Here is a 19064-nt window from a genome sequence, read left to right on the forward strand (position 1 = left end):
AACTCTAAGCTTCGGTTTTAACTAATTGTTTTTTAGCTGTCGCCATCATTAAACGAATACGATTTAATTGGTTGACGACCGATACACCAGGATCATAATCAATCGCTGCAATATTGGCTTTCGGGAAACGGCGCCGCAACTCTTTAATCACGCCTTTACCAACCACGTGGTTAGGCAAACAGCCAAAAGGTTGCATACAGACGATATTATCTACGTCGTTTTGTAACAGCTCAATCATTTCACCCGTCAAGAACCAACCTTCACCCGTGTGATTCCCAATGGAAAGAATTTTACCGGCTTCCGTGGCTAAATCGTAAATGGATTGAATCCCTTCAAAACGTTGTGATTTTTCTAGCGCTTTATTCATGGGTTTTTCCACTAATTCAATCATCTTAATGGCAAACTCTGCATAGTTCTTCGATTTTTTGGACATCCCTAAATTTTCGTACTTGAAAATTTGGTTGTACAAGGAATAATTCATAAAACCAATCAAATCTGGCACTACGGCTTCAGCGCCTTCTTCTTCTAAGATGCTGACAATGTCGTTATTGGCCGTTGGGGAGTACTTCACGAGAATTTCTCCCACGACACCCACCCGCGGTTTCCGTTCAGTAGAAATCGGAATTTCATCGAAGTCGCGAATAATTTTTTTCATATTGCGATTAAACAAGGTTAAAGAACCGTTTTCGACATTTTTGGCGACTTTTTCTAACCATGCGGCATGAAGCGCGTTAACTGAACCAGCTGTCAGTTCATAAGGACGCGTCCGGTAAACCACCCGTTCAAACAAATCACCATATAACACGGCAATCGCAATCCGTTTTAACATCGGTAAAGTAAATTTAAAACCGGGGTTACTTTCTACCCCCTTATTCCCTAATGAAACAGAAACCACCGGCACTTGCGGGAAGCCTGCGTCATTTAAGGCTTTGCGCAATAACGGAATGTAGTTGGTTGCCCGACAACCACCACCGGTTTGGGTCATCATGACAGAAGTATTTTGCAAATCATATTGGCCGCTTTCTAAAGCTTCAATCAATTGACCAATGGAAATAATTGCGGGATAGCAAGCATCGTTATTGACGAACTTCAAGCCTACGTCAATAGCTTTTCGATCCATCGCCGGCAAACACACCACGTCGTATCCCGAAGAACGTAAAGCGAGATCAATCAATCCTTCTTGGTGAATCGGTGAAAGCATCGGTAAAAGTAACGTATGGCGTTTCCGCATTTCTTTAGTGAAGACAATTTTTTCTGGTTCCTCAAATAATTTATGAGGTTCAAAGTTTTGTTTAGTGCGTTCTTTCACTGCCGCTTTTAAGGAACGTAAACGAATCCGAATCGCTCCCAGGTTGGCCCCTTCATCAATTTTTAACACGGTGTAAATTTTACCGTATTGGGCCATGATTTCTTCAACTTGGTCGGTAGTCACGGCATCAAGGCCACAGCCAAAGGAGTTCAATTGGACTAATTCAAGGTTTTTATCTTTCGCCACTAAGCTAGCTGCTGCGTACAACCGTGAATGATAGACCCACTGGTTCACTACCCGTAAGTTAGGAATGTCCCCTAAATGACAAATGCTGTCTTCCGTTAAAACGTGGAAACCTTCTTGCGTAATCACTTCAGCGATACCGTGATTAATTTCCGGATCCAAGTGATAAGGTCGACCAGAAAGAACAATCCCTTTTTGTCCAGCTTGATGCAGTTTAGCTAAGGTCTCTTCCCCTTTTTGTTGAACGTCGGCTTTAAATTTTGCTAACTCTTCATAACCTTCATGTAAAGCATTGGTCACTTCTTCTTGGGTGAAACCTTTATCCGCAAAGGTCCGGTACAACACTTCGGCGACAGATTTTTCGTCAGCCAAATTAAGATAAGGATTGCGGTAGTCCACTAAACCGTCGCGAATTTCATCCACATTATTTTTAATGACATCTGGATAGCTTTGAACAATCGGACAGTTGAAGTGATTATCCGCACTACTATTTTCAATCCGTTCAAAAACAACGCCAGGATAAAAAATCAACGGCACCCCTTGATTAATTAACGCTTGCACGTGACCGTGGGTAATCTTTGCCGGATAACAAGCTGTGTCAGAAGGAATCGTCTCCATGCCACTTTCGTAAAGATCTTTATCCGAACGCGGCGACAACTGAACTCGAAAACCTAATTTGGTAAAGAAGGTATGCCACAATGGATAATTCTCGTACATATTTAACACTCGCGGAATCCCGACAATTCCTTGGGGGGCATCTTTTTCTTTCAAAGAACGGTAGCGGAATAATTTGCGATATTTGTAATCCACTAAATTGACGCGGCGATCTTCTTTTTTAATTTTGATTTGAGCGCCCCGCTCGCACCGATTCCCGGTAATAAATTTCCGGCCATCAGAAAAGACAGTGACGGTTAGCATACAATTATTTTCACATAAGCCACAGTGGGTAAATTCTTTGTCGGCTGAAAAATGATCCAATTCTGTTTCATCTAACATGGTGGTGGCCGTACCGACTTCATAATCTTCTAAAGCTATTAACGCACAACCAAAGGCCCCCATTAACCCGGCAATCGTCGGCCGCACCACTTCGCGTTCCGTAATCAGTTCAAACGCCCGTAGCACCGCTTCGTTATAAAAAGTTCCCCCTTGGCAAACAATTTTGGCGCCTAAATCTTCCGGCCGCCGTACTTTGATTACTTTGTAAATGGCATTTTTAATCACGGAATAAGAAAGTCCTGCCGAAATTTCTCCTACGCTGGCGCCTTCTTTTTGGACTTGTTTTACTTTTGAGTTCATAAAGACTGTACAACGGGAACCTAAATCCACTGGCTCTTTAGCCAGCAGTGCTTCTTTAGCAAAATCCCGGACGTCGTATTTCATAGATTTGGCGAAGGTTTCAATAAAAGAACCGCAACCAGAAGAACAGGCTTCATTTAATTGAATGGAAGACAAGACGCCATCTTTAATAGTCATGGCCTTCATATCTTGGCCGCCAATATCTAAAATAAAATCAACACCAGGTTGGAAGAAGTTGGCGGCTTTATAATGGGCCATCGTCTCTACTTCCCCTAAATCAATCTTCAAGGCATTCTTAATTAAATTTTCACCGTAACCCGTGACGCAAGCTTTCCCAATAAAGACATCGGCCGGCATTGTTTGATATAAATCTTTTAAAACACCCATCGTTGTTTCCAACGGTTGCCCTTCATTGTTGCCATAAAAATCAAATAAAATTTCGCCGTCTTCATTAATCAGCACCACTTTCGTCGTCGTGGAACCCGCATCAATTCCTAAGAAAGCTACACCGTGATGTTCCTGCAAATTTTTTTGCGCAACTGTCGCTTGACTATGGCGCGCCCGAAAACTTGCTAAGTCTTCTTCAGATTTAAAAAGTGGTTCTAGGGCGTGACTCTTTTGCAATTGTTTGCCGGTGTTACTGACTAAAGCTTTTGCTAGGCCATTTAAAGTTGTTACCGTCGCCTCTTCCGCAAAAAAAGCTGCCCCAATCGCTACAAAAAGTTGGGGATTTTCCGGAAAAATCACTTCTTCCGGTTTTAAATTTAAAGTTTCAATAAAACGTTGCCGTAATTCCGACATGAAATAAAGAGGACCACCTAAAAAGGCAACATTACCGCGAATTTTTCGACCCGCTGCTAGGCCCGCAATCGTTTGATTGACTACCGCTTGAAAAATCGAAGCGGCGATATCTTCTTTGTTGGCTCCTTCATTGATTAAAGGTTGCACATCCGTTTTAGCAAATACCCCACAACGAGAAGCGATAGGATACAGTTGTTGGTAATTTTTCGCCAACTCATTGACTCCATTGGCATCTGTCTTTAATAAAACCGCCATCTGGTCGATAAAAGCTCCCGTGCCGCCAGCACAGCTGCCGTTCATCCGTTGTTCTAGAGCACCGTCAAAAAAAGTAATTTTGGCGTCTTCGCCTCCCAGTTCAATGGCCACATCCGTTTCCGGAATGATTTCTTCCACTGTCTTGGTACAAGCGATGACTTCTTGGACAAAAGGAATATTCAAGACTTCCGCTAAACCCATGCCCCCTGAACCAGTAATTGCCATTTTCAGCGGTTGGTCGCCACCAATTAGCGTACTGGCTTCTTTTAAAATTTTTTCTGAAGCACTCTTCACGTCGGAAAAATGCCGCTCATATTTTTGAAAAATCGTTTCTTTGGCCTCATTTAAGATGACCAGTTTGACTGTTGTTGAACCTACATCGATACCAGCTTGGTAAGTCATGATATCCCCCCTAAAAAAGACAACAATTTGTCGATTATCTGACAGATTGTTTGATATAATACTTATGTCTATTGTAAAAAGATTTACAAAAAAAGACAATCGTCAAAATGGCGGCGATTGTGACTTAAACAACACTTATTTACTTTTTGTTGGAAAAAAATCAAAAAATTGTGAGGAAATTTACATGAAAAAAGAATTGACGGACTTAATGAACCCCAAAAAGAAAACGGACTTACGCACCATGCGCACACAAAAAATGATTGTCGAAGCTTTCGTTAAACTCGTGGAAGAAAAAGGTTATGAAGCCGTAACGATTCAAGACATCGCCAACCGCGCCATGATTAATCGTGCCACCTTTTACGCCCACTTCACTGACAAACAAGAACTCTACGAAAAAATTTTATCTTTAGCGGTGGAAGTGTTCACCTCAGTGATTTCTGACGACCAACTGATTAAAGGAAAAACGATTCGCCTCAAACACGTGGAACAACTCTTAACCAAAATCTACGTCAACGTGCGGGAAAACAGCAAATTTTTCTTAACCATCACCGAGGGCAACGCCAACGAGTTTTTACGCAAAAAATTAGCCGAAACCCTCTACGATAAATACCACGAAATTTTTGACTCCTTGCGCATCACCGAAAACAAACTGGAAGTTCCCATCGATTTTATCATCGAGTACATGACCTCAATTTTTATGGGGACCTTACATTGGTGGCTCACCGCTGAATCCACTATGAGCCCAGAACATCTCGCCCAACTGGTGATTAAACTCGTCGCTAACGGCCACCTCACTGTTTTGGGGATTGAGGTTGAACATAATTAGCAGTGCTCGACAATAAAGCAGAGCTTTTCAAGCTCACTCAAAATTTGCGTGACAAGCTGGAAAGACACGGAAAATTGTTTCTCAAATTTTTGGAGACTTGCCACTTATTGCCGAAATTTTTAGGGAATTGAGCTGGATCAGATAGAAAACCTTGATTCCCTCCTCTACCTATAACAATAAACAGACGAAGGACAACTGAAAGCTATGTTGTCTTTCGTCTGTTTTAAAAAATAAAAAGCAACGCCCTAAAAAGAGCGTTGCTGAAAGTTAACAGGTTGATTAGCTAGCTTTAACGCTAGCTGTCAGTTCCTTGACGCGACCACCGATGAGGTTGGCGAATCTTTCGGCGTGATCGCGACTTTGATAAATTTTTGCTTGACCTTTATCTACTGTGCGATGGCCATCGGTTGTGATATATCCATGAAATACTTGAACTACATACATATTCACCCCTCCTTTACCTACGAAATCAGGCATCACTGCCTTACGAGACTAATATATCATAAAAAAACAGTTTGTGCTACTATTTTCGCACAAACTGTTTTAAATTTATTTATTTAATTTTTACGAAAGCGTTTCATCATTGATTTTAGCAACTGTTATAAATAATGCAACAGCAACTACTTCTGTGTTATAAAAGGTGAAACAGTTTTAGTCTTGAATTTCAATGCCTTCGATGACCACATCTTCTGCTGGACGATCTTGAGCACCGGTTTTAACGTTGGCGATGGCATCCACCACGTCCATCCCTGCGGTCACTTGACCAAAAACAGTGTGCCGGAAGTCTAACCAAGGAGTTCCCCCATCGCGATAAGCTTCGACGATTTCGGCTGGAAAACCAGCTTCAGCTAATTGGCCCATCATGCTATCTGGTACGTTGTCGCTTTGGACGATGAAAAATTGTGAGCCGTTGGTATTAGGTCCAGCATTGGCCATGGATAACGCGCCCCGCAAGTTAAAAACTTCCCGTGAAAATTCATCTTCAAATTTTTCACCGTAAATACTTTCGCCTCCCATACCAGTACCCGTTGGGTCGCCCCCTTGAATCATGAAACCAGGAATCACACGGTGGAAAATAATTCCATCGTAGTAGCCTTTTTTACTTAATTGCACAAAATTTTCGACTGTTTTTGGCGCTTGTTCTGGAAAAAGTTGCACCGTAATTTTTCCGTGGTTAGTGGTGATAATGGCTTGCGGTCCTTTTTGATTTGCTAAGTCGAGCTGTGGAAATGTTGACATAAAAAATTCCTCCTTAAAATAATTGAATACACTAAACGTCGTGAAGATTTTGCGGTGGAAAAATTATTGCGTCACCTCACTTGATGGTCAAGCGTACTCCATAGTTTGTTTGCCACGTTTCATGATAGCGGAAAAAAATGTTTTTGGCTATGGAATTCTTCTAGTCTTTCTAATTCTTAACTAATGTCAACTTCTTTTTGAGTATGTTATACTCTTTCATGTAAGGGTCGTTAAAAAGATGAAACGCACTCTTATAGCTAAGAGCTTCAACAAGTACTTAGCTAGAGATGGAGGATTTTTATGGCACAAGACATTTTCGACTTAACCATCATTGGTGGCGGGCCTGTAGGATTATTTGCCGCTTACTATGCCGGTCTACGCCAAATGAAAGTCAAAGTCGTCGAAAGTTTAAATGATCTTGGCGGACAACTACAATTACTTTATCCTGAAAAAGTAATTAAAGATTTACCAGGTTTCCCTCAAGTCAAAGCACAAGATTTTATCGCTCAGCTGAAAGCGCAAGTGGCCCAAGTAGACGTTACTTATTGCTTCAATGAAGAAGTCGACGCTTGCGAAAAAAAAGCTGATCTTTTTTATATTCATACCAATCAAAGCACTCATCTATCTAGAACTATTTTGGTGACTACAGGTGGTGGTGCTTTTGTCCCTCGCAAACTGGCGCTTCCTGCTAGTGAAACACTGGAACAACAAAGTTTGTTTTATCATGTCACTGACGTAGAGAACTTCAAAGGCCAAGTAGTCGGCGTCTTAGGTGGCGGCGATTCCGCCGTGGATTGGGCGTTAACCTTAGAACCGGTGGCTAAAAAAGTTTACTTGATTCATCGCCGTGATAATTTTCGGGCTTTAGAACATAGTATGAGCCAACTAACTGCAAGTTCGGTGGAACGCCTGACCCCTTATGTGGTGGAAGATTTGGTGTTAGCAGAAAATAATTTAAGCGGTTTACAACTGCGCCACGTTAAAACCAAAGAGCAACGTACTTTGCCAGTGGACAAATTATTAGTGAGCTATGGTTTTATTAACACCCATGCGCCTTTAGCTTGCGAAAGTCTCGGCTTAGAAGGCAACAACATTCCTGTCAACTCCCGTTGTGAGTCTTCAGTACCCGGTTTATACGCCGCAGGAGATGTGGCCTGTTATCCCGGCAAAATTAATTTAATTGCTACTGGCCTAGGAGAAGCCCCCACTGCTGTAAGCAATGCATATTTTTATTTGCATCCCGAAAGTCGTTTGCAACCTACTCATTCTACGTCCATGTAACGGACGATTATTTAAGGAGGAAACTTATGGTTATTCAAGGAAAAAATTTAGAAAGCGCTGCTCGCGAACTTTTGACACAACGGGGTGTGGCTATTACGGATATTGCCGAACTAGTCATGTTTTTACAAAAGCCCTACAACGACAAAATTAGCTTAGAGACCTGTTTGATTCATGTGGACAACGTTTTAAAAAAACGGGAAGTTCATAACGCAATTATCACAGGCGTCCAACTAGACATTTTGGCGGAAGAAAAAGCTTTAATGGAACCTTTACAGACTATTTTAGCTGATGATGAAGGTCTCTATGGTATCGATGAAATTCTCGCTTTTTCTATTGTGAATTTGTATGGCTCCATTGGTTTTACTAATTATGGTTACATTGATAAAGTGAAACCAGGTATTTTAGAAAAACTCAACAACCATGAAGGCCCCCAGATCCATACCTTCTTAGATGACATCGTGGGTGCAATTGCGGCAGCAGCAGCTAGCCGTTTAGCGCACGACAATCCAAGTTACAGTGACATCACGAAATAAATATTTGTCCTTCCTGCATTATGAAACCAAAAAGATGGCGTCTCCCCAATTAGCGGGAAACGCCATCTTTTTATTTATGAAAATTTTCCTACTATCAGCATCAGTACTTGCATAATGCAATAGGTAATGCCGGCAGCAATCACTGGACCTGCCGCGATCCCTTTTAAAAAGACAACGCCGATAATCGTTCCTAAAACTAAGGCCACAGTGACCTCTGGACTGTCGGCAATCAGGCCGACCCCTTTAGCTGAAAGCATCGCCACTAAAATTCCACAGACAATCGCCACCCAACCAACCGGCGACTTAAAGGCATTGATTAAATCTCGCAAACCAATCTCGCCCGTGGCAATGGGTACCAAAATGGCAATCGAAATAATCGTGACACCCCAGTTAATTCCTTTAGCATGAATCAAAGTTAGGACAGGTGCGGCTAAAGGAATTAATTTTAAAGCAATCACTACCCCCACAGCAATCAGCAAACTTTGGTTCTTCCCTAAGAAAGCTACCAAGGCAATTAACAGTAAAAAAATCCAACTCTCCACTTTTTTGTTGACACTCCCTTTAAGCATTACAACGACTCCACAAAGTATGCCATTAAAATATCGTCCACAAACTGATTGTTTAAATAAAATTCTTGAACTAAGCGACCTTCTTCATGAAAGCCTGCTTTCTGATATAAAGCAATTGCTTTAGGATTAGTCGCTAGAACCCGCAAGGTTAACTTTTTGACACCTGTTTCTTTTGCATAACGTTTAACGGCTTCTAACATCTGAAGACCGTAACCTTGGCGGCGCATCTCAGGATGAATCACTAAATCTAAAGCGCGCACGAACTGACCTGCTGCACTAGAATGGTTAGAAGTGTACTGCATGGCGCCAACTATTTTCTCTCCTATGACCCCCACTAAATATTTTTCAAATGGATTACTGGCAATAAATTCTTCTACAGTAGGCTTTTGATATTTACCAGCCGGTGTATTGGTTTCATCCCAAGATAACTCCTCCATCGCCAAAATTGCTGGCACATCAGAAATTTCATAGGGACGCAAAACTAATTGCTTTAAAGGAAAATAGCCCATGTACACGTCATCGACAAACTGATTCTGAATAAAAAAATGATTTTTTAAGCGCCCTTCAATTTCAAATCCCGCTTTTTGATACAAGGCCATAGCTTTAGTGTTTGTAGATAGAACTCGTAACATTAATTTTTCTATGCCATCATGTAAAGCATGCTCCTGCAATAATTTTAACAACTTTAAGCCATAACCTTGCCGCCGAAATTTGGCTGCAATGGCTAGGTCAATTTCTCTTACGTGTTGACAGACAGCACCTAAACCTAATTGGTGATAACCTACAACACCAATAATCTCACCAGCCAATTCTCCCACTAGATTTTCTGAAAAAGGATTCCGTGCTAAAAATTCATCGGCGGTCCGTTGACTCACCTGCGGAACAGGTGAGTTAGACCAATTCCAAGCTTCTTTTTCAATTGCTAAAATTGCTGGTACATCTTCTTGCGTATATGGTCTAAGAATTAAAGTCATTTTTCATTCCTCTTTCGTCTTCGTTTCATTCATTCCAGTTTGCCACCAAAACTGCCCCTTGTCCATCAAAAAATTCTCTTCTCCCATCAAGACGCTAAAACGACAAATTGCTGTAACCTATTAATGCTACTAGTATACTCGCTAACGTTTTAAGAGGACATGAAAAAACTGTAATCACCAACCATGGAGATTACAGTTTTAATTTTAGCCTCAAGACACGTACTATTTACGACTCTAAACCTACTCGTTTAAAGATTGCATCTACATTTTTTAAATGCCAATGGTAATCAAATGCATCGTCAATTTCGGCCGGTGTTAATTTACTCATAATCACTTCGTCGGCTTCCACTAGTGGTCTAAAAGGCACTTGGTTGTCCCAACTAATCGCCGTCTTCGGTTGCACGAGGTCGTAAGCTTCTTCTCGCGTTAAACCGTGATCAATTAATTTTAACATGACCCGTTGTGAATAAATCAAACCAAACGTTGCTGCCATATTCCGTTTCATATTTTCAGGGAAGACTGTGAGATTTTCTACGATGCGACCAAAACGATTCAACATGTAGTCAATCAACATCGTGGTGTCGGGAATAATAATCCGTTCCGCCGAAGAATGGGAAATGTCCCGTTCATGCCACAGAGACACATCCTCGTAAGCCGTTAACATGTGACCCCGAATGACCCGCGCTAGTCCACACATATTCTCAGAGCCAATGGGATTCCGTTTGTGGGGCATCGCCGAAGAGCCCTTTTGCCCTTTTGCAAAAAATTCTTCCACTTCTCGCGTTTCTGATTTTTGTAAGCCACGAATTTCGGTAGCAAAACGTTCAATCGAAGTGGCAATTAAAGAAAGACTAGCTAGGTATTCAGCGTGTAAATCTCGTGGCAATACTTGGGTAGAAATTTCTTGCGGGCGTGTACCAAGTTTTGCGCAAACATATTCTTCCACAAACGGTGGGATGTTAGCAAAGGTCCCTACAGCGCCAGAAATTTTCCCCGCTTCCACACCTTTAGCCGCATGTTCAAAGCGTTCAATATTTCGTTTCATTTCGGAATACCAAGTAGCTAACTTCAAACCAAAAGTCGTCGGTTCGGCATGTACGCCGTGGGTCCGGCCCATCATTACCGTATACTTATGTGCCAACGCTTTTTTGGCGATAATGGCAGTAAATTTTTGTAAATCTTCACGAATAATATCGTTAGCTTGTTTCAGTAGATAACCGTAAGCGGTGTCCACCACATCAGTTGAGGTTAAACCATAATGAATCCATTTCCGTTCTTCTCCTAAAGTTTCGGAGACGGCGCGGGTGAAGGCCACCACATCGTGATGAGTGACTTCTTCAATGGCTAAGATTCGCTTTACGTCAAAGCCGGCATTGGCACGAATTTTTTCCACATCTTCATGGGGAATTTCACCTAGTTCAGCCCATGCTTCATCTGCTAAAATTTCTACTTCTAACCACGCTTGGTAACGATTTTCATCGGCCCAAATATCCCGCATCACTTTTCTTGAGTACCGCTCTAACATGTCTTTACTCCTTTAATCCCAAATTTGAGTTTGATAAATTGCTTCTAAAGTCTGATAAATATCTTCCGTTAAAATTGTGATGTAGCCCACTGGTTGATTATCCCCACTGGCTAACTTGCCATAATATTGAAAATCCCAATCGGGAAAGGCATCAATAATTTTTTCTGATTCGAATTGATCTTGGCTCAAAATATTGACGGAAACAGCCGTTGCCAATAATTTTGCGCTACCTAGACTCCAGTTGGCACAACTGCGGGCTAGTAAATCATACTGACTAAAGTTAGCTGCTGAGCGAAATAAATTGTTAGCTAGACTAGGAACCGTAGCAACTTCATTCACATAAATAGCGCCGTTTTTCCCCACAAAAAGTTCTAAGGTTAAGACACCTGTGAGTTCGATATTTTTAGCTAGCGCTTTGGCGATCCGTTGCGCTTCTGTGGCGACTTCTGGTAAAACCCGCGCTGGGACAATACTCTGGTGCCAGCGATTTTTCTTTTGCACCACTTCCACGGCCGGTAATACACTGACTTCTTGTCGCTCATTGCCAAAAACGGTCACGACTAATTCTTTTTCTAAAGGAATCCACGCTTCTAAGACACACGTGCCAAAACGCAGTAAGTCGATAGCTTTACGAATATCCGCTGGCGAATACAAGACCATTTGGCCATGACCAGCGTGTCCTTTTTCAGCCGTTTTTAAAACGCAAGGGTAACCGATACCATCAATTGCATCTTGAATGTCCGTCACGTTAACAATTGTCGCATAAGGCGCCAAAACGATATTGTTGTCCTCTAAAAAAGCTTTTTCCAACAGGCGATCTTTGGTAATCTCCAATAAATCAATACTTTGAATCACTGGCACCACGGGTTGAATGTGGCGCAGGCTCGCTGTAGGCACGGCTTCTGTCGTATAAATGACGCCGTGAACATTGACGGCTAACTCTTCAAAGCCCGCCAAGTCGTCAAAGTCAGCGATAATCTGTTCATCGCAAACTTGTGCAGCTGGGCAATCTTTATTGGGATCTAAGAGGAGCACTTTTAAGCCTAAGCCGTGACAAGCGTTGGCACTTAAACGGCCTAGTTCATCACCACCAATAATGCCGATGGTTTGACCAGGTAAAAATTTTTTCCCCAAGTTTATCACTACTTTCTCTCGTGTTGTCGTCGATTAATTACGCCTCATCATCAGCAGGTAAGAATTTTACCTCTTGCTTTTCGAGGCTGGCAACGCGGGCCAAAGAAACAACTTTTACACCAGAGCGTTGTAAAAAGTCGCGGCCGTCTTGGAAACTTTTTTCAATTAAAATACCGATGCCTTCCACACTAGCACCAGCTTGTTCACACAACTCAATCAAACCTTTAGCTGCCATCCCATTGGCCAAAAAGTCATCGATTAATAAGACGTGATCTTCGGCACTTAAAAAGCGCCGCGAAATACTAATATTCGAGGTTACTTGTTTGGTGAAGGAATAGACCTTCGTAGAAAGTAACTCTTCATTCATGGTTAAACTTTTCCCTTTGCGGGCATAAATCATGGGTACGCCTAAAGCTTGCGCGGTATACAAAGCTGGCGCAATACCAGAAGTTTCAATAGTGACTACTTTGGTAATCCCGGCTTCCTTAAAAATTTCTGCAAAGCGTGCGCCAATTTTTTCCATCAGAATTGGATCCACTTGGTGAGTAATAAAACTGTCTACTTTCAAGACACCTTCACTTAAAACCCGACCATTATTTGCAATTCGTTCTTCTAATTCCCGCATGATTTCCTCCTAAAATTTTCAAACTTGTATAGCTTTTATTAAAACACTGCCAATTTCAAATTTCAAGGAACAATCGTAACTCCTGTGAAAAAAAACGTCAAACGTTCAGAAAAAACATACTTTAACTTACATTAGCAGAGAAATATTCCCCTTTTTGTTACAAATAAACTAACAAAACGGCGACTTGCTACAGAAAAAATTTCTCAGCAAGTCGCCGTTAATTCCACCAGACTACAGGTTATTCTGATGCTTGCGGTTTTTCTTCTTCGCGGTACTTCATCATTTTTTTGGAAAAAAGTTCTGCGCTAGTTGGCGGTGTGTACGTCACTGCATTGGCACCAGCGGCAATAGTAGCCGCAATCGTTTCATCATCAGGTCCTCCAGTGGCAATAATTGGTAGCTCCGGATAAAGGTTACGAAAATGAGCCACAGTGGCTGCCGTATCTTTTCCCGCCGAAATATTGATAATGGAAACACCAGCTGCTAACTTTTCAGCTAAAGGTGTATGAATACTGGTCACTGTACTCACCACGGGAATGTCCACCACGGCTGTCACCATCTTCACCGTTTTCAAGGGTGTGGGCGCATTTAAAACTACCCCGATGGATCCTTGAGCTTCTGCAAAAAGACTCATGTACGCACTGCGACTACCCTGGGTTAATCCGCCACCGACGCCAGAAAATACCGGAATATCGGCTGCTTCAATAATACTTTTTGTAATGGCCGGATGGGGAGTAAAAGGATAAACTGCAATGACGGCATCCGCATTGGTATTCCGAATAATGGAAATATCCGTGGTGAAAATAATGGAGCGAATTTTTTTACCAAAGATCACAATACCACTAGCTTTTTTAATTAGCTCAGGAACTTTAACAATATCTTTTCTCAGGTCCGTCATAATCTCCGGAACAAATCTTTCTTCTGTCGTCATGGTGGCATCCTCCCAAACTTTATTGTGTCGCAGTAAAACTATCGTATTGCGTTAAATTATACTCTTCAATGACGCCGATAATTTTTTCGGCATAGGTTGGATCGGTGGCATAACCGGAAGTTTGCAAAGCTTGCGCCGCGCTTTGATAGTCTTTCGCTAAAAGAACGCTTTGATACTGCTGAGGATTCCAGGTCGTCCCATTCACAAAAAGAGCGCTGTGGGCTTCTAAACTTTCCGCGTTACTACCAAAAACACGAAAATCAGCAGTGACCGTCAGCCATTGACCATCAACATACTCTTGGGTTTCCAAGTGAACCTTTTCCTGGCCAGCACCAGCTTTAATCCCAAACAAATTATGATACTCACTAGCTAAGCGGGAACGGCCCCAATCGGATTCTAAAATTGCCTGTCCTAAAATAATACTCGGCAACACACCATACTGGGCGTGTAGTTCTTGGGCTTTAGGCACAAGGCTTGCTAAAAAATCATCGTGACTCAAATACTCTTCCGTGGTGGCTGTCGTCGCAGACGTGGAACTTTGGATGACCATTTTCCCCAGATGATAGATGCCGACAAAGGCCAACCACAAAATCACAACAATGGTAATGAACACTTTTAAGCGGCGCTGATAAGGTGCCCGTTTTTGATAGGACCGGCGAACCTTTACCTTTTTCTTTTTACTCATAATACTCCTAGTTTTCTGATAGTCGTTGGTGGTATTCTTCTAAACTCAAATTATTTTCCGTCAGATACTGAGCACTGTCAACCCCAACGTAACGTAAGTGCCATGGTTCGTATTCGATATACGTGTCAGCTGTCTTACCTAAAGGGTAACGAATAATAAAACCTGCTGCTGGCGCATATTGCGCTAGCCATTCCGCCGCTTCAGTCGAGCCAAACGCGGTTACTAATTCCCCACTTTCCTTAGCCCACACGTCGTCAATCACGTCGACTGCTAAGCCGGTATGGTGTTCGCTAGTGCCTGGTGCCGTTAAATATTTTAACGTTTCCCCACGAGCCTCGGCTACGGAAAGTCCAGTTGCTACGTACTCCGCAATTTTGTCTTGAAAAAGTTCTTCTTGGTGCGCAATACTGCGGTAGCCTGAAATCAGCACCAGGTTAATCCCCGCCTTGTTTGCTGCCGCGAAAAGTTCCGTCAAAGAATCAAAAATTTCTGCAGCAATCCATTGTCCGGCAAACTCAACTAATTGCACAGTTGGTTCCGTAGTAACGGGATGATCACGATTCACTAGCTGTAGTTGCCAATCATCTTTCGTCACCCCCGCAGGTAAGTCGCTACTTGGGACAACTGGTGCCACCGCCTTTGCTCTTGCACCTGTAGCAGGTCTATCAAACTTCTCTTGCATAAAAGGAAATGTAGTCACCACTTTGTTTCCCTGACACACAGCAGGAATCATTAGGCCATCAGTCGGTTGCCAACTGGCCATAACTTTTTTACTAGCGCCTAAAAGATTAGCTAGCATGACAGCTAAGATTCCTAAAAAAACTTTTTGATATTTTTTTTGCTTCATAGGCAACTCATTCCTTTTGATGGACATAAGTGTCGGTTAAATTCTCATTGACCCATTCTAAAAGATCTACCGTGGAGCCTTCAATTTGTTGTTGGATAATGGCAGGTAGGCGGAAGCTTAAAATATCATCAAAGCCCCATTCACCGTAAGGCATGGTTACTTTCAAATCAATGAAACCATTGACGCCGCGTTGACGTTTCTTTTCACCCGTTTTTTTTGAAATTAATTCCGCTTCGCCACCAGTCTCTAACCACTTTTTGGCGATAATGGTTTTCAAACGGCGATACTCCGCTGCAGCAAAGTTCCGCCGTTCAGGAAAAATAATTGTTTGGCGTAAAACTTTTTGCACCAGCATCCACTCGTAATCGCTAAACAAACCTTTAATCTTTTGCATATGTTCTTCGCTTAAAGATTGTTCCCCTGTTTTAAATGCTGCCCATTGACTGGCATCAATTTGTAAAAGATGTTGATAAAAAAATTCTTCGCTGTCATATTGTTCCACGATGGCTTCCACCATAATGTCGATTAAAACTTGATGCATTTCGCATCCCTCCTTTTAAAAACTTCTTCACTTCTTAGTTTACTGAATCTTTTGGAAAAAATCACATGGAAGCTATTATCTTGATAAATTTTTAGCAAATCACACCTCTTCAGTACCGCTTACGAGAAAAATTCTGTTATTCTGGAAGCAAGTAACAAAGAAAGGATGAAAGAGATGAAAAAATTTACTTTCGGCATTGTAGGTCTTGGAGGCATCGCTAAAAGTTTTGCCACTTACTTTCAACAAGAAGAAGCCGTAATTGGCGCTTGCGCTTCTCGCTCCTTAGCTAAAGCACAAGCCTTTGCTCAAGAATTTAATATTCCTCAAGCTTACGGCACTTACGACGAGATGTTAGCAGATCCAACCCTTGATGCCATTTATATTGGCGTACCTAATCTCCAACATTTTGATTACTGTCAAAAAGCACTGACAGCTGGCAAACACGTCTTGTGTGAAAAAGCCATCACCATGAACCCCCATGAGCTAGCTAAGTTAGTTGCTTTAGCTGACGAAAAAAATTTAATTTTGCAAGAAGCCATGACGATTTTTAATATGCCCTTGTATCAAACCTTGAAAGAACAAATCCAAGCAGGAAAATTTGGCAAACTAAAAATGATTCAAGCGCCCTTTGGTAGTTATAAAGAACCTGATCCTGAAAATCGCTTTTTTAATCCAGCGTTAGGCGGCGGTGCTTTATTAGACATTGGGACTTATGCGGTTAGTTTTGCCCGCTACTTTTTAAGTAGCCAACCGGAACTTGTGGCTTCCACGATGCTCCCTTTTTCCACCGGGGTGGACGAACAATCCATGAGCTTGTTTCGTAACGAAGAGGATGAAATGGCTGCAGTCTTATTAACTTTCCAAGCAAAAATGCCCAAAGTCGGTACCATTGCTTTAGAAAAGGCCTACATCACTATTCCTGAATACCCAAGAAGTGATACAGCACACATTTTTTATCATGATGGCACCACTGAGACGTTGCAAGTTGGCGACTCCCGTCAGGCCATGAACTACGAAATTAGCAATTTTATTACCGCCGTTAAAACCGGTGAAAATCACAGCTTAACCCTAACGCAAGACGTCATCGCCTTGTTAGGGGCAATGCAGACTGCGTGGCACAAAAAAGCATGACTCCTCTCCTTAAAAGAATTTCTGTCGCCGACGTCAATACCTTACAAGCCATCAGTCACGAAACTTTCCGCGATACCTTTGCGTGGGCGAATACTCCTGAAGATCTTCAAGCGCATTTAGATTACGCCTATGCTTTGCCTAAGTTAATTACTGAATTGCAAAATCCTCACACTACTTTTTGGTTTTTATATCTCGGTGACAAAATCGCTGGTTACCTCAAGTTAAATGACGGTAACGCACAAACAGAAAACGTTGCTCCCCATGCTTTAGAAGTAGAACGAATTTATATTCGCACACCTTTTAAACGACAGGGGCTTGGTTCACTCCTCTTGCAACATGCCGCCCAACAAGCCCGCGACTTGGGAGAAGAGCGTATCTGGCTAGGCGTTTGGGAACACAATGAACCAGCCAAAAATTTTTATCAAAAGATGGGCTTTCATGAAGTAGGAGCGCATATTTTCCCCGTGGGTAATGACCCACAAAAAGATTTAATTTTGCTGAAGGAATTAACCGCAACAAATTTTTAAGTGTAGTACTTACTTCCGTCTCTATACTCTTTTACGTTAACGCACCGACAATTCTTTGAATTAATTGGCCATTTCCTTTACCCTTAAAGTAAGGAGGAATGCTTATGAATTTCGGACCTTTTCGTTTAGGCATGCGCACCATGAAGACGGCGTTAGCCGTAGCCTTGTGTGTCCTGCTTTTCCACTATACAAATCGCGGTGCCCCCATGATTGCTGCTTTATCCGCTGTTTTTTCTTTGCGGCAAGATTTAAACACCAGCATTTCTTTTGGTAAGACCCGCATCTTGGGAAATTGTATTGGCGGCACATTAGGTTTGGTGTTTTATCTGCTCCAAAATCACTTTGGTCCCCACTTTTGGTTTGAGGTGCTGATTTTGCCGCTATTGGTCATTATCACGATTGTCTTTAGCGATGGCATTCACAACAATTCTGGCATCATTAGCGGTATCTCCACGCTTCTTTTAGTGGCCCTTGGCGTACCTAGTGGCGAAAATTTTACTTATGCGATTAATCGCGTGCTAGATACTTTTATCGGCACCACCATCGCCATCACTTTAAACTTGGCCTTGCAGCCTAAGCCGCAAGAAACAAAACGCGCCGTAGAAGAAGACTTAGCTGAGCTTCGCAAAAAAGAAGCAGAACTTTCAGCAATCCGTGATCGCGTCGCTCAACATTATTTAGCAGAACAACACAAAAAAAATCAACATCACGAACCTTAACAGCTTAACTGTCTGTTCAGTCGTGATGTTGATTTTTTTATTGTTGATAGACGCTGAAGTGCCCCTCTTTTTCTGGTTGCGCAGCTAAATCTAACATCGCTAACGCATAATCGGCCATGGAGATTTCACTTTTACCTGCTGCATTTTCTCTTAATTGATCGTCCCCTAATTGATAGTGGCCTGTTTGTACGCCGTGAGGATAAAAATAAACGGCGGGACTAAGGTATAACCAATGGAGGTTGGGGGTCGCTTTTAACTGTAAGGAAGCTTCCACCATGTGATGAGCGGTAGGATAAAAAGGCGCATCACTAGAAACCCCGTCAATCATTCGCTTGGTTTTACCTTCATCTACAAACAAAGAAGAAGCACCCCCCACGACGAGTAAGCGCGTTGTGGTTCCCTGTAAAAGTTTGGTCAAGTGCGCCAAAGACGTTTCGTGCAACTCTTCATGACCTTTAGGTGCATTAAAAGCATCAATCACCACATCAAAAGGTGCTAAATCTTCTTTCGTTAAGGCAAATAAATCCTTAGCTAAAATGGGTACAGCTGCCGTGACCTTTTGTGGACTGCGGACAATCGCCGTTACATCTAGCTGCCGTTTCACCGCTTCGGCTAACAATAAACTCCCTACTTGACCGGTAGCCCCGATAATTCCTATTTTCATGTGTCAACCTCCCTTTCTCTACTTGCCTTCATTGTAGGGAGCTTGTGGAGTGCCGTCAACTCATTTA

Annotated in this window: 19 protein-coding genes; 6 read left to right on the plus strand and 13 right to left on the minus strand. The window is 42.3% G+C overall.

Translation table 11 applies throughout. The features are described from left to right. Positions 1-4: 4 nt before the first annotated feature. A complete protein-coding gene (locus tag FFM57_RS05620) occupies positions 5-4246 on the minus strand; it encodes a 2-hydroxyacyl-CoA dehydratase (RefSeq protein WP_137599551.1) in 4242 nt (1413 codons plus the stop codon). Positions 4247-4430: 184 nt separating this feature from the next. Between FFM57_RS05620 and FFM57_RS05625 the strand changes: the two genes are divergently transcribed. Beyond that, positions 4431-5072 (plus strand): TetR/AcrR family transcriptional regulator, encoded by a 642-nt coding sequence (locus FFM57_RS05625; protein WP_246023419.1) that lies wholly within the window; start codon positions 4431-4433, stop codon positions 5070-5072. A gap of 279 nt (positions 5073-5351) precedes the next feature. On the opposite strand, the gene FFM57_RS09855 is transcribed toward FFM57_RS05625, so the two are convergent. Together FFM57_RS09855 and FFM57_RS05630 are read right to left on the minus strand one after the other, a co-directional pair. Next, the gene (locus FFM57_RS09855; protein ID WP_170999906.1) at positions 5352-5516 is read right to left on the minus strand and encodes a hypothetical protein; all 165 of its coding nucleotides are present in this window, start codon (positions 5514-5516) and stop codon (positions 5352-5354) included. Positions 5517-5723: 207 nt separating this feature from the next. Further along, complete coding sequence (locus FFM57_RS05630) at positions 5724-6311, minus strand: peptidylprolyl isomerase (RefSeq protein ID WP_137599552.1); 588 nt, start codon at positions 6309-6311, stop codon at positions 5724-5726. Between the two features lie 300 nt (positions 6312-6611). Here FFM57_RS05630 and FFM57_RS05635 point away from each other — a divergent pair, with 300 nt between their 5' ends. After that, the gene (locus tag FFM57_RS05635; RefSeq protein WP_137599553.1) at positions 6612-7592 is read left to right on the plus strand and encodes an NAD(P)/FAD-dependent oxidoreductase; all 981 of its coding nucleotides are present in this window, start codon (positions 6612-6614) and stop codon (positions 7590-7592) included. A gap of 26 nt (positions 7593-7618) precedes the next feature. Further along, positions 7619-8125, plus strand: coding sequence for a phosphatidylglycerophosphatase A family protein (locus FFM57_RS05640; protein ID WP_137599554.1), 507 nt, complete (start codon positions 7619-7621; stop codon positions 8123-8125). A 74-nt stretch (positions 8126-8199) separates the two neighbouring features. On the opposite strand, the gene FFM57_RS05645 is transcribed toward FFM57_RS05640, so the two are convergent. From FFM57_RS05645 to FFM57_RS05685, 9 genes are all read right to left on the minus strand, one after another. Continuing rightward, positions 8200-8667: a DUF441 domain-containing protein gene (locus FFM57_RS05645; RefSeq protein WP_137599588.1), complete on the minus strand. Its 468-nt coding sequence runs from the start codon at positions 8665-8667 to the stop codon at positions 8200-8202. Positions 8668-8693: 26 nt separating this feature from the next. Continuing rightward, entirely contained in the window at positions 8694-9668 is a 975-nt protein-coding gene (locus tag FFM57_RS05650; protein WP_137599555.1) for a GNAT family N-acetyltransferase, read from the minus strand. A gap of 226 nt (positions 9669-9894) precedes the next feature. Beyond that, entirely contained in the window at positions 9895-11193 is a 1299-nt protein-coding gene (gene purB, locus FFM57_RS05655) for an adenylosuccinate lyase (protein WP_137599556.1), read from the minus strand. Between the two features lie 12 nt (positions 11194-11205). Next, positions 11206-12327, minus strand: a complete 1122-nt coding sequence (locus FFM57_RS05660; protein ID WP_170999907.1) for an ATP-grasp domain-containing protein — start codon at positions 12325-12327, stop codon at positions 11206-11208. A gap of 37 nt (positions 12328-12364) precedes the next feature. After that, the gene (locus FFM57_RS05665) at positions 12365-12952 is read right to left on the minus strand and encodes a xanthine phosphoribosyltransferase (protein ID WP_137599558.1); all 588 of its coding nucleotides are present in this window, start codon (positions 12950-12952) and stop codon (positions 12365-12367) included. A gap of 238 nt (positions 12953-13190) precedes the next feature. After that, complete coding sequence (locus tag FFM57_RS05670; protein ID WP_137599559.1) at positions 13191-13883, minus strand: hydrolase; 693 nt, start codon at positions 13881-13883, stop codon at positions 13191-13193. Positions 13884-13902: 19 nt separating this feature from the next. Continuing rightward, complete coding sequence (locus tag FFM57_RS05675) at positions 13903-14568, minus strand: glycoside hydrolase family 73 protein (RefSeq protein ID WP_137599560.1); 666 nt, start codon at positions 14566-14568, stop codon at positions 13903-13905. 7 nt (positions 14569-14575) lie between these two features. Then, positions 14576-15415, minus strand: a complete 840-nt coding sequence (locus tag FFM57_RS05680; protein WP_170999908.1) for a M15 family metallopeptidase — start codon at positions 15413-15415, stop codon at positions 14576-14578. A 7-nt stretch (positions 15416-15422) separates the two neighbouring features. Then, positions 15423-15956, minus strand: coding sequence for a hypothetical protein (locus tag FFM57_RS05685; protein WP_137599562.1), 534 nt, complete (start codon positions 15954-15956; stop codon positions 15423-15425). A 174-nt stretch (positions 15957-16130) separates the two neighbouring features. Between FFM57_RS05685 and FFM57_RS05690 the strand changes: the two genes are divergently transcribed. The 3 genes from FFM57_RS05690 to FFM57_RS05700 all read left to right on the plus strand — a co-directional run bounded on the left by FFM57_RS05690 (position 16131) and on the right by FFM57_RS05700 (position 18333). Continuing rightward, a complete protein-coding gene (locus tag FFM57_RS05690; RefSeq protein ID WP_137599563.1) occupies positions 16131-17087 on the plus strand; it encodes a Gfo/Idh/MocA family protein in 957 nt (318 codons plus the stop codon). After that, a complete protein-coding gene (locus FFM57_RS05695; protein ID WP_137599589.1) occupies positions 17084-17614 on the plus strand; it encodes a GNAT family N-acetyltransferase in 531 nt (176 codons plus the stop codon). Before FFM57_RS05690 ends, FFM57_RS05695 begins: the two co-directional genes overlap by 4 nt. A gap of 104 nt (positions 17615-17718) precedes the next feature. After that, positions 17719-18333: an FUSC family protein gene (locus FFM57_RS05700; RefSeq protein ID WP_137599564.1), complete on the plus strand. Its 615-nt coding sequence runs from the start codon at positions 17719-17721 to the stop codon at positions 18331-18333. Between the two features lie 37 nt (positions 18334-18370). Here FFM57_RS05700 and FFM57_RS05705 read toward each other — a convergent pair whose 3' ends face one another. Next, on the minus strand, positions 18371-18997 hold the full coding sequence (locus FFM57_RS05705; protein WP_137599565.1) for an NAD(P)-dependent oxidoreductase: 627 nt from the start codon (positions 18995-18997) through the stop codon (positions 18371-18373). Positions 18998-19064 lie beyond the last annotated feature (67 nt).

This window comes from Enterococcus nangangensis (genome assembly GCF_005405245.1).
Lineage (GTDB): Bacteria > Bacillota > Bacilli > Lactobacillales > Enterococcaceae > Enterococcus_J > Enterococcus_J nangangensis.

Bases quoted from the DNA above. Each gene is read 5' to 3' on its own strand.
- FFM57_RS05620 (WP_137599551.1), bottom strand. From the start codon at position 4,246: ATGACTTACCAAGCTGGTATCGATGTAGGTTCAACAACAGTCAAACTG.
- FFM57_RS05625 (WP_246023419.1), top strand. From the start codon at position 4,431: ATGAAAAAAGAATTGACGGACTTAATGAACCCCAAAAAGAAAACGGAC.
- FFM57_RS09855 (WP_170999906.1), bottom strand. From the start codon at position 5,516: ATGTATGTAGTTCAAGTATTTCATGGATATATCACAACCGATGGCCAT.
- FFM57_RS05630 (WP_137599552.1), bottom strand. From the start codon at position 6,311: ATGTCAACATTTCCACAGCTCGACTTAGCAAATCAAAAAGGACCGCAA.
- FFM57_RS05635 (WP_137599553.1), top strand. From the start codon at position 6,612: ATGGCACAAGACATTTTCGACTTAACCATCATTGGTGGCGGGCCTGTA.
- FFM57_RS05640 (WP_137599554.1), top strand. From the start codon at position 7,619: ATGGTTATTCAAGGAAAAAATTTAGAAAGCGCTGCTCGCGAACTTTTG.
- FFM57_RS05650 (WP_137599555.1), bottom strand. From the start codon at position 9,668: ATGACTTTAATTCTTAGACCATATACGCAAGAAGATGTACCAGCAATT.
- purB (WP_137599556.1), bottom strand. From the start codon at position 11,193: ATGTTAGAGCGGTACTCAAGAAAAGTGATGCGGGATATTTGGGCCGAT.
- FFM57_RS05665 (WP_137599558.1), bottom strand. From the start codon at position 12,952: ATGCGGGAATTAGAAGAACGAATTGCAAATAATGGTCGGGTTTTAAGT.
- FFM57_RS05670 (WP_137599559.1), bottom strand. From the start codon at position 13,883: ATGACGACAGAAGAAAGATTTGTTCCGGAGATTATGACGGACCTGAGA.
- FFM57_RS05675 (WP_137599560.1), bottom strand. From the start codon at position 14,568: ATGAGTAAAAAGAAAAAGGTAAAGGTTCGCCGGTCCTATCAAAAACGG.
- FFM57_RS05680 (WP_170999908.1), bottom strand. From the start codon at position 15,415: ATGAAGCAAAAAAAATATCAAAAAGTTTTTTTAGGAATCTTAGCTGTC.
- FFM57_RS05685 (WP_137599562.1), bottom strand. From the start codon at position 15,956: ATGCATCAAGTTTTAATCGACATTATGGTGGAAGCCATCGTGGAACAA.
- FFM57_RS05690 (WP_137599563.1), top strand. From the start codon at position 16,131: ATGAAAAAATTTACTTTCGGCATTGTAGGTCTTGGAGGCATCGCTAAA.
- FFM57_RS05695 (WP_137599589.1), top strand. From the start codon at position 17,084: ATGACTCCTCTCCTTAAAAGAATTTCTGTCGCCGACGTCAATACCTTA.
- FFM57_RS05700 (WP_137599564.1), top strand. From the start codon at position 17,719: ATGAATTTCGGACCTTTTCGTTTAGGCATGCGCACCATGAAGACGGCG.
- FFM57_RS05705 (WP_137599565.1), bottom strand. From the start codon at position 18,997: ATGAAAATAGGAATTATCGGGGCTACCGGTCAAGTAGGGAGTTTATTG.